Annotated in this window: 14 protein-coding genes; 9 read left to right on the top strand and 5 right to left on the bottom strand. The window is 62.9% G+C overall.

Annotation, left to right across the window (positions count from 1 at the left end):
- Positions 1 to 84: 84 nt before the first annotated feature.
- From carB to KMZ29_RS05465, 3 genes are all read left to right on the top strand, one after another.
- Entirely contained in the window at positions 85 to 3,414 is a 3,330-nt protein-coding gene (gene carB, locus KMZ29_RS05475; RefSeq protein ID WP_215622781.1) for a carbamoyl-phosphate synthase large subunit, read from the top strand.
- A gap of 142 nt (positions 3,415 to 3,556) precedes the next feature.
- Entirely contained in the window at positions 3,557 to 4,030 is a 474-nt protein-coding gene (gene greA / locus KMZ29_RS05470) for a transcription elongation factor GreA (RefSeq protein ID WP_215622780.1), read from the top strand.
- Between the two features lie 257 nt (positions 4,031 to 4,287).
- Complete coding sequence (locus KMZ29_RS05465; RefSeq protein ID WP_215624150.1) at positions 4,288 to 4,701, top strand: DoxX family protein; 414 nt, start codon at positions 4,288 to 4,290, stop codon at positions 4,699 to 4,701.
- Positions 4,702 to 4,829: 128 nt separating this feature from the next.
- Here KMZ29_RS05465 and KMZ29_RS05460 read toward each other — a convergent pair whose 3' ends face one another.
- On the bottom strand, positions 4,830 to 5,309 hold the full coding sequence (locus tag KMZ29_RS05460; RefSeq protein WP_215622779.1) for an Lrp/AsnC family transcriptional regulator: 480 nt from the start codon (positions 5,307 to 5,309) through the stop codon (positions 4,830 to 4,832).
- A gap of 266 nt (positions 5,310 to 5,575) precedes the next feature.
- Here KMZ29_RS05460 and trxB point away from each other — a divergent pair, with 266 nt between their 5' ends.
- The 5 genes from trxB (at position 5,576) to KMZ29_RS26845 (ending at position 9,607) form a co-directional block, all read left to right on the top strand.
- Positions 5,576 to 6,541, top strand: coding sequence for a thioredoxin-disulfide reductase (gene trxB / locus KMZ29_RS05455; RefSeq protein WP_215622778.1), 966 nt, complete (start codon positions 5,576 to 5,578; stop codon positions 6,539 to 6,541).
- Positions 6,542 to 6,543: 2 nt separating this feature from the next.
- Positions 6,544 to 7,467 carry a LysR family transcriptional regulator gene (locus KMZ29_RS05450; RefSeq protein WP_215614839.1) on the top strand — a complete coding sequence of 308 codons (924 nt, stop codon included), beginning with the start codon at positions 6,544 to 6,546 and terminating at the stop codon, positions 7,465 to 7,467.
- Between the two features lie 590 nt (positions 7,468 to 8,057).
- Positions 8,058 to 8,975 carry a 4-hydroxy-tetrahydrodipicolinate synthase family protein gene (locus tag KMZ29_RS05445; protein WP_215622777.1) on the top strand — a complete coding sequence of 306 codons (918 nt, stop codon included), beginning with the start codon at positions 8,058 to 8,060 and terminating at the stop codon, positions 8,973 to 8,975.
- A 211-nt stretch (positions 8,976 to 9,186) separates the two neighbouring features.
- Positions 9,187 to 9,336, top strand: coding sequence for a hypothetical protein (locus KMZ29_RS05440; protein ID WP_215622776.1), 150 nt, complete (start codon positions 9,187 to 9,189; stop codon positions 9,334 to 9,336).
- A gap of 136 nt (positions 9,337 to 9,472) precedes the next feature.
- Positions 9,473 to 9,607 (top strand): hypothetical protein, encoded by a 135-nt coding sequence (locus KMZ29_RS26845; protein WP_256442494.1) that lies wholly within the window; start codon positions 9,473 to 9,475, stop codon positions 9,605 to 9,607.
- A 129-nt stretch (positions 9,608 to 9,736) separates the two neighbouring features.
- On the opposite strand, the gene ltrA is transcribed toward KMZ29_RS26845, so the two are convergent.
- From ltrA to KMZ29_RS05420, 4 genes are all read right to left on the bottom strand, one after another.
- Complete coding sequence (gene ltrA / locus KMZ29_RS05435; protein WP_369810114.1) at positions 9,737 to 11,077, bottom strand: group II intron reverse transcriptase/maturase; 1,341 nt, start codon at positions 11,075 to 11,077, stop codon at positions 9,737 to 9,739.
- A gap of 477 nt (positions 11,078 to 11,554) precedes the next feature.
- Positions 11,555 to 12,235, bottom strand: a complete 681-nt coding sequence (locus KMZ29_RS05430; protein ID WP_215605078.1) for an AAA family ATPase — start codon at positions 12,233 to 12,235, stop codon at positions 11,555 to 11,557.
- 176 nt (positions 12,236 to 12,411) lie between these two features.
- On the bottom strand, positions 12,412 to 12,723 hold the full coding sequence (locus KMZ29_RS05425; RefSeq protein ID WP_215622775.1) for a hypothetical protein: 312 nt from the start codon (positions 12,721 to 12,723) through the stop codon (positions 12,412 to 12,414).
- Positions 12,724 to 12,852: 129 nt separating this feature from the next.
- A complete protein-coding gene (locus KMZ29_RS05420) occupies positions 12,853 to 13,179 on the bottom strand; it encodes a hypothetical protein (protein WP_215622774.1) in 327 nt (108 codons plus the stop codon).
- On the opposite strand from KMZ29_RS05420, the gene KMZ29_RS05415 reads away from it, so the two are divergent.
- On the top strand, positions 13,178 to 13,408 hold the full coding sequence (locus tag KMZ29_RS05415; protein WP_215622773.1) for a hypothetical protein: 231 nt from the start codon (positions 13,178 to 13,180) through the stop codon (positions 13,406 to 13,408). The genes KMZ29_RS05420 and KMZ29_RS05415 overlap by 2 nt on opposite strands.
- Positions 13,409 to 13,452 lie beyond the last annotated feature (44 nt).

The following is a 13,452-nucleotide window of genomic DNA, read 5'->3' as shown; positions in this document are numbered from 1 at the left end:
GCGCGAGGAATACGCGCTAAGGCTCAAGGGACGCGCGGCAGGCGCGCCCTTTTTTTGTGCCCAAATCCCAGTTCGCGAGACTTGATGCCCAAAAGAACCGACATCTCCACCATCCTAATCATCGGCGCCGGTCCCATCGTGATCGGCCAGGCCTGCGAATTCGACTATTCCGGCACCCAGGCGGTCAAGACGCTGAAGGACGAGGGCTACCGCATCGTCCTCGTCAATTCCAATCCGGCCACCATCATGACCGATCCGGAACTGGCCGACGCCACCTATATCGAGCCGATCACGCCGGAAATCGTCGCCAAGATCATCGAGAAGGAACGCAACGTCATTCCCGGCGGCTTTGCGCTATTGCCCACCATGGGCGGGCAGACCGCGCTGAACTGCGCGCTAAGCTTGCGCAAGCAAGGCACGCTGGCGAAATTCGACGTCGAGATGATCGGCGCCACCGCAGACGCCATCGACAAGGCCGAGGACCGCGGCCGTTTCCGCGAGGCCATGACCAGGATCGGGCTGGAGACGCCGCGCTCGACCCAGACCAAGAGCCTGCCCGACGCGCTGCGCGCGCTCGACGATATCGGCCTGCCCGCCATCATCCGCCCCTCCTTCACCATGGGCGGCACCGGCGGCGGCATCGCCTACACCAAGGCCGAGTTCATCGAGATCGTCGAACGCGGCATCGACGCTTCCCCCACCGACGAGGTCCTGATCGAGGAAAGCGTACTCGGCTGGAAAGAGTTCGAGATGGAGGTGGTGCGCGACAAGAAGGACAATTGCATTATCATCTGCTCGATCGAGAACCTCGATCCGATGGGCGTGCACACCGGCGATTCCATTACGGTGGCGCCGGCGCTGACCTTGACCGACAAGGAATACCAGATCATGCGCGACGCCTCGCTGGCGGTGCTGCGCGAGATCGGGGTCGAGACCGGCGGCTCCAACGTGCAGTTCGGCGTCAATCCGGCCGACGGCCGCATGGTCGTGATCGAGATGAATCCGCGGGTGTCGCGCTCCTCGGCGCTGGCCTCGAAGGCCACCGGTTTTCCGATTGCCAAAGTCGCGGCCAAGCTCGCGGTCGGCTACACGCTGGACGAGATCGCCAACGACATCACCGGCGGCGCCACGCCGGCCTCGTTCGAGCCGACCATCGACTACGTCGTCACCAAGATTCCGCGCTTCGCGTTCGAGAAATTTCCCGGCGCCTCCCACACCCTGACCACCTCGATGAAGTCGGTCGGCGAAGTGATGGCGATCGGCCGCACCTTCCAGGAAAGTCTGCAGAAGGCGCTGCGCGGCCTCGAGACCGGCCTGACCGGTCTCGACGAGATCGAGATCGAGGGGCTCGGCCGCAGCGACGACAAGAACGCGATTCGCGCCGCGCTGGGCACGCCGACGCCGAACCGGATCCTGCAGGTGGCGCAGGCGATGCGGCTCGGCTGGTCGGACGAAGAGATCTTCACCTCCTGCAAGATCGATCCGTGGTTTCTCGCGGAAATGCGCGGCATCGTCGAGATGGAAGCAAAGATCAAGCGGAGCGGCCTGCCCGCCCATGCGTTCGGGCTGCGGACCCTGAAGGCGATGGGCTTTTCGGATGCGCGGCTTGCGGTGCTTTCCGAAACCACCGAGGCCAAGGTCACGGCGCAGCGCCAGGCGCTCGGAGTACGCCCGGTATTCAAGCGCATCGACACCTGCGCGGCGGAATTCGCTTCGCCCACCGCCTACATGTATTCGACCTATGAAGCCCCGTTCGCCGGCGCGCTTGCCGACGAGAGCGCGCCGTCGGATGCGAAGAAGGTCATCATTCTCGGCGGCGGACCGAACCGGATCGGCCAGGGCATCGAGTTCGACTATTGCTGCTGTCATGCCTGTTTCGCGCTGCACGACGCGGGCTACGAATCCATCATGATCAACTGCAATCCGGAAACGGTGTCGACCGACTACGACACCGCCGACCGGCTGTATTTCGAGCCACTGACCGCGGAAGACGTGCTGGAGATCATCGCGACCGAATGCAAGAACGGCACCCTGCACGGCGTCATCGTTCAGTTCGGCGGCCAGACCCCGTTGAAACTCGCCCGCGCGCTGGAAGCCGCCAATGTGCCGATCCTCGGTACCTCGCCCGACGCCATCGACCTCGCCGAAGATCGCGACCGCTTCAAGCGCGTGCTCGACAAGCTTCGCCTGAAGCAGCCGAAGAACGGCATCGCCTATTCGGTCGAGCAGGCGCGGCTGGTAGCCGCCGATCTCGGCCTGCCGCTGGTGGTGCGTCCGTCCTACGTGCTCGGCGGCCGCGCGATGCAGATCATTCGCGAGGAAAGCCAGCTTGGCGATTATCTGCTCGGCACCTTGCCGGAGCTGGTGCCCGGCGACGTCAAGGCGCGCTACCCCAACGACAAGACCGGCCAGATCAATACCGTGCTCGGCACCAATCCGCTGCTGTTCGACCGCTATCTGTCCGACGCCATCGAGATCGACGTCGACTGCCTGTGCGACGGCAAGGACACCTTCATCGTCGGCATCATGGAGCATATCGAGGAAGCCGGCATTCACTCCGGCGACTCCGCCTGCTCGCTGCCGCCGCATTCGCTCGACGCCCAGATGATTGCCGAGCTTGAGCGGCAGACCCGGGAACTCGCGCTCGGCCTCGACGTGGTAGGGCTGATGAACGTGCAATACGCCATCAAGGACGGCGACATCTACGTGCTCGAGGTCAATCCGCGCGCGTCGCGCACGGTGCCGTTCGTCGCCAAGGTGATGGGCATGCCGGTGGCGAAGATCGCCGCGCGGATCATGGCCGGAGAGAAGCTCGCAGACTTCAACTTGAAGAAGCGCAAGCTCGGCCATGTCGGCGTCAAGGAGTCGGTATTCCCGTTCGCCCGCTTCCCCGGCGTCGATACCGTGCTCGGTCCGGAGATGCGATCGACCGGCGAGGTGATGGGCATCGACCGCTCGTTCGAAGTGGCGTTCGCCAAGAGTCAGCTCGGCGGCGGCACAAGGGTGCCGCGCAAGGGCACCGTGTTCGTCTCGGTCCGCGACATCGACAAGGTCAGGATCGCCGAGGCGGTGCGGCTGTTGTCCGAGGCCGGCTTCAAGGTGATGGCCACCTCGGGCACCCAGCGCTTCCTTGCCGATTTCGGGGTGCCGACCGAAAAGGTGAACAAAGTGCTGGAAGGACGGCCGCATATCGTCGACGCCATCATGAACGGCGACATCCAGCTGGTCTTCAATACCACCGAAGGTCCGCAGGCGCTGGCCGACAGCCGCTCATTGCGGCGTGCTGCCCTCTTGCATAAAGTGCCATATTACACCACTCTTTCGGGCGCCGTGGCGGCCGCGCAGGGCATCCGCGCCTACCTGGGCGGGGACCTTGAGGTCCGCACGCTGCAGAGTTATTTTTCCGAAACCTGATCCTCGCGCCGGGCAGCTTCGCCCGGCAACGGATCGGCAATGAAGCCAGGCATGACTGGAACCCGCCAGTCGTGAAGGTGTTCTGTTTCGGCGTTTGTGCGTACCGCGGATTGGTCCGCATGAAGTTGAAGGATAAAGAACGATGGAAAAGGTTCCGATGACCGCGGGCGGCTATGCCGCTCTCGAGGTCGAGTTGAAGCAGCGCCAGTCGGTGGAGCGTCCGCGCATCATCGAGCACATCGCCGAGGCGCGCTCGCATGGCGACCTTTCGGAGAACGCGGAATATCACGCCGCCAAGGAAGAGCAGTCCCACAATGAAGGCCGCATTGCCGAGCTGGAGGACAAGCTGGCGCGCGCCGACATCATCGACATCTCCAAGCTCTCCGGCGATACCGTCAAGTTCGGCGCCACCGTCACCCTGGTCGACGAGGACACCGACAAGAAGGCGGTGTGGCAGATCGTGGGCGAGCCGGAGGCCGATGCCAAGAAGGGCCGCATCTCCATCACCTCGCCCCTGGCGCGCGCGCTGATCGGCAAGAAGAAGGGCGCGTCCGTGGAAGTGATGGCGCCCGGCGGCGCCAAGGCCTACGAGATCACCAAGGTCGAGTGGCGCTAGAAACGCGGCCAACGCACTTTCAAATTTCTGCATGAAAAGGGCCGGGATGTTTCCCGGCCTTTTTCATTGTCCGGTCGGCGGCGGGCCGTCCCATGACAATCGCGTGATGAAACGCGACGCAATGCAGCAACACTGCACCGACAGCATTATTCCGATGCTGCTTTGCGAGGGACGCAAAAATTCATGATGGCGACATGCTTTCCATCCAGCCTGCGACACGTTACGAATTGGACGCTTTAACTTTGGGGGACACAAATATGGACACATTCGAGAAGCTTCTGGCGAAATGGCAGCCGACAGCGCTGAGCCTGTTTCGCTTCATCACCGGCTTGCTTGTGCTTCAATATGGCGTTGCCAAGATATTCAAGATTCCGGTGCTGCCCTTCTTCGCCAATCCGCCACCGTTGATCATGACCGCAGGTGCCATCGAACTGGTTCTCGGCGCGCTGCTGCTGATCGGCCTGTTCACGCAGATTGTGGCGTTCATTCTCGCCGGCCAAATGGCTTTCGCTTACTTCATCGGCCATATGTTCAAGGCCGGCATCGACGCGCCGGTATGGCATCCGCTCTTCAATGCCGGCACCCCGGCGATCCTGTTCTGCTTTGCGTGCCTGTATCTGTCGACCGCCGGCGGCGGGCCGTACAGCATCGACGCGATGCGGAAGAAGTAATCGAGCGCCGTCACACAATCCGTCATTCCGGGATGGTCCGTAGGACCAGACCGCAGGTGCGCAATTGCGCACCGGGGAATCTCTAGATTCCGGGTTCGCGCTAACGCGCGCCCCGGGATGACTCGCAACTAGCCCGGCACTTTCAATTCCAGCGGCACCGCGGCCTCGTATTTCGAGTTGTGCAGCACCAGCGACGTCCGGACGTTGCGCACATGGGGTGCGGCCGTCAGATGGGTGACGAAATCCTGGAACGTCGCCATGTCGGGAGCCACGCATTTCAGGATGAAATCGACCTCGCCCGACAGCATCCAGCATTCCCGCACCAGGGGCTCGGCGCGCACGAAATCCTCGAACGCGCGCAGATCGGCGTCGGCCTGGCTGGAAAGGTGCACGGACGCGAACACCGTGACGTCGAAACCGAGCCGGCGCGGATCCAGCAAGCCGCGATAGCCCTGGATATAGCCGGCTTCCTCGAGCGTCCGGACCCGGCGCAGGCAGGGCGGCGGCGAGATGCCGACGCGCTTGGCCAATTCGACATTGGTGATTCGGCCGTCGGCCTGGATTTCGGCGAGGATTTTGAGGTCGATTTCGTCAAGATTCTTCGACACGCGGGTCCAGGTCCTGGCTGACGGTGCTGGCGGGGAAAATACCGGTCACACTCTTAGCGCAGCTCGCGGAGTTTGCGCAATTTTATTGCGCGTGCGGTGCGAAATTTTTCTACCTCCGGAGAAAATTCGCTGATATGGAATGCAATTCTTGCATAGCTTGGCAGATGCCCTATCTTGGATTCGACACTTTCGGCGCCGCGGCGATGCCTTTCCGCGCGCATTCCGCGAAAAGCTGACCAAATTCCCTTAAGAGAGGGACCTGCCCTATGCCTGCCCCTATCCATGCCAAGGTCGTCATCATCGGTTCCGGCCCGGCCGGCTACACCGCCGCGATCTATGCCGCGCGCGCGATGCTTGAACCGGTGCTGATCCAGGGCATCCAGCCCGGCGGCCAGCTCACCATCACCACCGACGTCGAGAACTATCCGGGCTTTGCCGATGTCATCCAGGGCCCCTGGCTGATGGAGCAGATGGAAAAGCAGGCCAGCCATGTCGGCACCAGGATCGTCACCGATCTCGTCACCAAACTCGAGCTGGCGCAGCGGCCGTTCCGGCTGACCTGCGACAGCGGCGAGGTCTATCTGGCGGAAACGGTCATCCTCGCCACCGGCGCACAGGCGCGCTGGCTCGGCATGCCGTCGGAAGAAAAGTTCAAGGGTTTTGGCGTCTCGGCCTGCGCGACCTGCGACGGATTTTTCTATCGCGGCAAGGAAGTCGTCGTGGTCGGCGGCGGCAACACCGCGGTCGAGGAAGCGCTGTTCCTCACCAATTTCGCGTCGCAAGTGACGATCGTGCATCGCCGCGATCATTTCCGCGCCGAGCGCATCCTGCAGGATCGCCTGTTCAAGCATCCCAAGATCAAGGTGGTATGGGATAGTGCCATCGACGAGATCTGCGGCACCGAAAATCCCGGCAAGGTCACCCATGTCCGCCTGAAGAACGTCAAGACCGGCACGCTGACGGAAGTGCCGGCCGACGGCGTCTTCATCGCGATCGGACATGCGCCCGCAACCGACCTCGTGCTCGGCCAGATCAAGCTGAAACCGTCGGGCTATGTCGAGGTGGCGCCGAACTCGACCGCGACCTCGGTGCCCGGCCTGTTTGCCGCCGGCGACGTCGCCGACGAAACCTACCGGCAGGCGGTCACCGCCGCCGGCCTCGGCTGCATGGCGGCGCTCGAGGCCGAACGTTTTCTCGCATTGTGCGCCAGCGAACGCGCAGCGGCTGAATGATCATGGCACGAACCCGCGACGGATTTACCGATATGGACTGGGACAAGCTGAAGGTGTTTCACGCGGCGGCGGAAGCGGGCAGCTTCACGCATGCCGGCGAGCAGCTCGGCCTGTCGCAATCGGCCGTGTCACGCCAGGTCAGCGCGCTGGAGCAGGAGCTCTCGGTATCGCTGTTCCACCGCCATGCGCGCGGCCTGATCCTGACCGAGCAGGGCGACCTCTTGTTCCGCACCGCGCATGACGTGTTCATGCAGCTGCAGGCGGCGCGCGCCAAGCTCACCGACAGCCGCGAGCGGCCGAGTGGCGATCTCAAGATCACCACCACCCCGGGCGTCGGCATCAACTGGCTGATCCCGCGGCTCGGCGAATTCACGGCGCTTTATCCGGAGATCCGGATTTCGCTGATCGTCACCGACGAAGAACTCGACCTGTCGATGCGCGAGGCCGATGTCGCGATCCGCACCCGCAAGCCGACGCAGCCGGACCTGATCCAGCGCAAGCTGTTCGCGATGGGCTTCCACGCCTATTGCTCGCCGGAATACATCAAGCGCTTCGGCACGCCGCGCACGCTCGACGAACTCGACGCGCACCGCATCATCACGCTCGCCGACGGACAGGTCGCACCGCATCTGCAGAACCGCAACTGGCTGATCGAGGCCGGCCGCAACGGCTCCGGTCCGCGCGAGGCCTATTTCAAGGTCAACAACATCCTCGGCCTGGTGCGTGCGTGCCAGCAGGGCCTCGGCATCGCAGCCTTGCCGGATTATCTGGTCGAGGAAAACAACCGCCTGGTGCAGCTGTTCGGCGAGTCGGATTCGATCCAGCTCGACACCTATTTCGTCTATCCTGAAGAGCTGAAAACGGTGGCGCGGGTGCAGGTGTTCCGCGACTTCGTGGTGAGCAAGGCGCAGCGCTGGCCGTCGTGACCTGCGACGAAAGCCTGCCCCGCACCTGACGCGGGGTGGGTACCGGTTCGCGTAAAGAAAACGCATCCAAACAAATGACTGGAGCCGATTTTGATTCAATCAGAATTGAAAAGGCTCTGGTTTTCCATAAACCCCCGGTCTCCGCATGACTGACATGCGACTTGGGCGGTTGCTGCAAGGCACCAACGGGGATCATAATCTTCCACGCTGAGGTTTCGCGCTGCGCATTTGTCCCCCTCCTCCAGTGGCGCGAACACTCAGGTAATCCCTCTTGGAAGGTGATTGTGTCGGCCTCACGTGGCCAATACCTTAAGCCGGGCTCTTCGAGCCCGGCTTTTTTTTGCAAGACGACATTGTTGCGACACGCTTGCACCTTCGCGAACCATTGACAGTTTTACTGTCGCCGATCATCATTTCGCAATGATCACGATTCCGTGCACGCTGGCGCTGTCGAAAAAAGCTCCCCTTCCGGGGACTGGAGATCGACGCGCGCGATAGACTTCTCGCTCACTGCCGATCCTCAAAACCCCGCCGTTCGGACGGGGTTTTTTATTGTCCCGTCTCCGGCCTACCCCCAAGGAGATGGACCAATGACTGACCTTCGATCGCAATTGCAGGGCCTCTGGCTGCCGCTCGTCACGCCGTTCCGCGACGGCGAGCTCGACGAAACCTCATTGCGCCGGCTGGTGCGACACTATGCCGATGGACCGGTCGACGGACTGATCCTCGCGGCGACGTCGGGCGAAGGCATGACGCTCGGCATCGCCGAACTGGAGCGGGTCGTCGCTCTCGTTCGCGTCGAGATCAGCGAAAGCGGACGCTACCTGCCGATCTGTCTCGGGCTGTCGGGCGCCAGCACGCGCAAGATGCTCGACACGCTCGACGAGACCGCCACTTGGCCGATCGACGGTTACCTGATCGCAAGTCCCTATTACCTGCGGCCGTCGCAGCGCGGCCTCCAGCAACATTTCAGCGCGCTGGCCGATCATGCCTCGTGGCCGATCGTGCTCTACAACATTCCCTACCGGACCGCGGTCAACCTGACGAACGAGACGCTGCTGGAGCTCGCGCAACACCCGAACATCGTCGGCCTGAAGGATTGCTGCGCCGACCGCGCACAGTCCATCGACCTGTTGCGCCGGCGGCCGGCGGGCTTTCGGGTTCTGACCGGCGAGGACGCGCAATATTACGAGGCACTCGGCGACGGCGCCGACGGCGCCATCCTGCTGTCGGCGCACATCGAGACCGAGACGTTCGCATCGGTGCGCACGCTGCTGAGGGAGGGCAACCGCGACGCCGCTTCGGCGCGCTGGGAAAGCATTGCCGAACTCACCCGCCTGTTGTTCGCCGAGCCGAGCCCGGCGCCGGCGAAGTACTGGCTGGCGCGGACCGGGCTGATCGAGCGCGCCGAGGTCCGCCTGCCGATGGTCGAAGTCGGCGCCGAACTGGCGGCGCGGCTTGATGCGGAGATGGAGCGAAGGCGGGAGGCATCGCCGCAAGCGGCATAGCAAACGCGCTGCGCTTGGTCCCTCCCCGTCGCGTCGTGGGGAGGGATCCTCAGCCGCCGTGGCCGTCCCGCAAACGGATCGATCAGCCTGCGACCGATCCGGCTGGTTAATGCGCGGTGAATTCGAACGCTCGACTCCGAACGATACCGCGGCGGCGTTCTTAGAATTTGAGGCTTATTGAATCCCCATAACAAGAATATGGGGGAGACCAATGACCACTCAAACCATCGCCAACGCCAAATATCCGATTTGCGAGCGGGTCCAGAGAATGCAGGACGTTCTGCTGGTGTCGTCGTTCGGCCTGTGGGCGGCCGTCCTCGGCCTGACGCCGGTGCTGGCCTATCGCCTACTGATGAGCTGAAATGAGCACGGCAGGTGCGCATCGTCGTTAACCGGCGGTAGCACCTGTGTTCAAATGCGAGCGAAATCGCGACCGGCTTCTTAAAATTCGGCTGCTAGCGTCATCCCCACAAGAAAATCAAAAACGCGGGGGCGTCGTGAACACTCAAGACCATACATTTCCTGAAGCTCAGGGCTTTACCACCGAGGACATTCTCTGGGCGCTCGGCGTCTGGTCGGTGATCCTGACCCTGTCGCCGGTGATCATCTTCTACATGCTGATGGTGGCCTGAGCACTGCCGTCACCCTTCCGGCCGGCGGAAGGAGCACACCAAATCGGCATAGGGGGCGACCTTTTGGGTCGCTCCCCTGCCACACCACCCGGCATGCGGGTCCGCACCGGGCGGTTCGAGAAGTTGAGGTCATGAGAGCCGGGGCAGTCCCAGCCGGTCCGACCAGTTCAGGGTCAACACGGCGTTGAGGAGCATGCCGCTGTTACGCCACCAGCGACGGCTGTTGGCCGCCACCTTTCGCGCAACGTCAAGCTTGGCTCCCAGCGCCAGCAATTCCCTGTACATGGTCGTGCCGCGCTTCCACTGCTTGAGCTGGATGGCACGCAGCCGATGACGCAGCCACCGGTCGAGCTCTCGCCAGACCCGTGGGGTTTGCGCCAGCCGGAAGTAAGCCTTCCATCCCCGAATGTAGGGCCGCAGATGATCCACCACATCCTGCATACTGCGCCCGCCATTGCGGCCGGTCAGTTGCCGGATGCACTGCTTGAACGTCCTCAGCGGCTTGTCAGCAACCTTGCGTTTGATCACACCACCCGGCCCCGGCCAGAAGCCGTAGCCGAGGAACTTGCGACCGAACACACCGGTCACTGCGCTTTTGGTCTCGTTGATCGTCAAGCGCAGTTTGCCGTAGAGCCGCCGAAGCAGCGCCATCACCCGTTCGCCCGCCCGGCGGCTGCGAACGTAGACGTTCGCATCGTCGGCGTAGCGCACGAAGCAATGGCCCCGACGTTCCAGCGCCTTGTCCACTTCATCGAGCAGGACGTTGGCCAGCAGCGGCGATAGCGGGCCGCCCTGCGGCGTCCCCATCATGCGCGTCCGGACCACGCCATCGTCCATGATCCCGCTGTTCAGATACGCACGGATCAGCCGGATGACCCCGGTGTCCCCGATCCGTTTCTGGAGGCGGTCGATGAGGATGTCGTGATCGACCCGGTCAAAGAACTTTTCCAGGTCCACGTCCACCACGATCCGGCGGCCCGATTGCACGTATGACTGCGCCACAAGGACGGCGTCATGCGCGCTTCGGCCCGGCCGGAAGCCGTAGCTGTGCTCGCTGAAGGTTGGATCAAGAATGGGCTGCAGCACTTGCAGCAGCGCCTGCTGGATCAGACGATCCGTCACCGTCGGGATGCCAAGCTCGCGCTCCCCACCCTCAGGCTTGGGGATCGTCACCCGTCGCACCGGACTGGGCCGGTACGTCCCCGACAACAGTTGCTCGCGGAGCACGGGCCACGCCGTGCGTAGATGCGCGGCAGTCTGGTCAATATCCAGACCGTCTACACCGGCTACGCCTTTGTTGGCCCGCACCCGCTTCCACGCCCGTTGCAGGTTCTCTCTCGCCAGTACCGCTAGAAGCAGCGCTGACCCTGTGTCCTTCGGTTCATGCCGCGGGAGACGAGCTTCATCGCTGCCCGAGCCACACGCGGATTCACCGCGTCCTACCCCGGGCCGCCCTGCTCGCGCAGGCATCTGATGCGATGCTCGCCACATCGACATGGCGTCGAACACTCCCTCTCGTTCGGCCCTTCGCCTGCAAGACGGCTCGCAGCCTTCCCACCGACTACTACGACCTCGGCTGACTTCTCGCTCCGGCTCGACACCGTTGCCCTTTCGGGCACAAGGCGAGATCTCCCCAGGTAAGAACGCACTCCTTCACTGCACGACCGCCGGATTTACGCCGCTTCCCCTTGATCACGAGAGCTTCGCGATTTCTTGCCCGCTCGCCCTGGTCCGCAACGCCTTCTATCCGGTTCTTGTTCATCGGCCCGCAGCTTCGCTCCACGCTTCCTCCCCACACTCGGTCTCCCTCATGCAGTTGCGCTTCGCTTCGTTCGTTGTGATCAACTCACGATGGGACTTGCACCCATAAGAGTGCGCCCATGCTGGGCGCACAAGAAAAACGCGCGGAGACCGCGCGTTCTTTGTAGGCCTTGCAGAACGGCAGAACTATGCCGCCTGCTTGTGCATCGCGCCGGTCGCGGAAGCGTTGCCGCGGATCGCCTTCACCGAGCGTTCGATCGCAGCCCAGAGCCGGCCGATTTCCGCCGCCGCACGGCCTTCGGCATAATACTCCCGCGCGCCTTCGCCATGGCTGAGCGCCATCAGGAGATCGGCGCGGTTGGTGATCTGACCGCCCCACACCGGTGCGCGGAACTTGGCGAGAGCTTCCCGCGCGATGGCGACGATCGGGCTTTCCGCGTCGTCGCGGCGCGCAGGTGCGCCGTTGATCACGACCGCATAGGGCTTGCGCGCGGCACGGCAGGTCTGAATCGTTTCCTGCACGGCGTTGACGTCGAATACCCCCGGACGTGCCGGAATGATCACCATGGTGGCGTTCTTGATGGCATCGTCGACGACGGCCGACAGGTTCGGCGGCGTATCGATGAACACCCATTCGAAGCCGTCGCGCTTGGCGGCGGCCACGATCCCGCTGACGGAATTGACGGCGGTCTTGATCGGCGGCTCATTGGTGCCGCGCAGCTTGTGCCACAGGGTCAACGACCCCTGCGGATCGGCATCGACGAGCAAACAGGGCTTCGTTGCCTTATGGACATGCGCCGCGAGATGGGCCGCCAGGGTACTTTTTCCCGAGCCACCTTTACGCGATGCGAAAACAATGACGTTCATACCTTGGCCTCCAGATTGACCCCAGGAGGCGAAAATGAATCAGCGCGCTGATTCGCGAAAGAAAAATTTACCGGCAAGCGTGGAGAAGCCCCTGATTAATCAGCGGAGTAGGCTTTTGAGTCACACCTGCGCTGCAACAGAGTCGAAAATTGAATCGTCGGGCGCCTGAAAAAGAGTCATTGCGGGGTTCTTGCGCGCTGACGTTCGATCCATTTGCGCTCAACCCAGCCGAGTGTCTTGGCTGTCGGCTTTTGCAGCACCGGCACGTCCTGCGCGAACAAAACGAGTCCGAGCGGCAGCATCCACAGTCCGAGCACCGGCAAGAAGCTCAGAGTTCCGCCGACCACCAGCAGGCCGGCCACCGGAATCCGGACCAGTCGCGACGATGGCTTGCGCAGCCAAACGACGAATTGGGCGGGCCGCCGCGGCAGTTTGCCTTCGAACCAGGCAAAGTGCCGGTCCAGCTCCCGTTTATGATGATCGCTCACTGCATCTCTCTCCTGACCTGAGGAAGATGTGGATTGGCCGCCCCGCCGCAAGGTGTCAGTCTGTCGCGCCGCAAGGGAGGGCACAGAAGGGAATAATGGCCGCGCCCCCGAAATCGGGGGCCAGCGGCTTCAATCCCTCCGACTGACCGGCTTGCGCTGAGTGGCCGGCTTGATGTTGAGCGGCTTGCCTGCGTTGACCGACGTGACCTCGGACGACGGCTCGGGCCGGAAATGCGCCCGGCAGCCGGGCGAGAGCTGCGATTTGTTCTGGATCATGCAGACGGTGATGCGGTCCACGTCCGGAACGAAGGCGCCGCACAGGCGCATCGCGTCGCCGGTGCAGGCTTCCTGCTGCTCGGGCGTATAGGCCCTGCCCGCGGCCGGCCACATCGAAACCGACAGCACCGTGGCGAGCATCAAACCAAGCTGGAACTTCGTGAACCGGAGTGCAGACATGAATCCCCCCGAAGCAGTGACCTGGCGAATTGTGGGTGAACACCGGGGGATTGGCAAGCAAAGGCCGGACGCAAGCTCCGCGCCCGGCGTGGAAAACGCCGTGTCGCTTCGTTGCGAGGCCTGCGTGATGCCGGTCGAACCGCTGCTGCTGTTGGATGGGAATCGGGAACCGGCCCAACCTATCCTTGAAAAGATTGGCTTATTTTCCCGCCTGGATTTGCCTTTGTAGCAATGGCTCAGCGCAGCAACGAATGGCCATTACCGCTAGCTAGA

This window comes from Bradyrhizobium sediminis (genome assembly GCF_018736085.1).
GTDB classification, from domain to species: Bacteria; Pseudomonadota; Alphaproteobacteria; order Rhizobiales; family Xanthobacteraceae; genus Bradyrhizobium; species Bradyrhizobium sediminis.
Note: the sequence above shows the minus strand (reverse complement) of the source record. Positions and strands in the feature narration are given on the sequence as shown.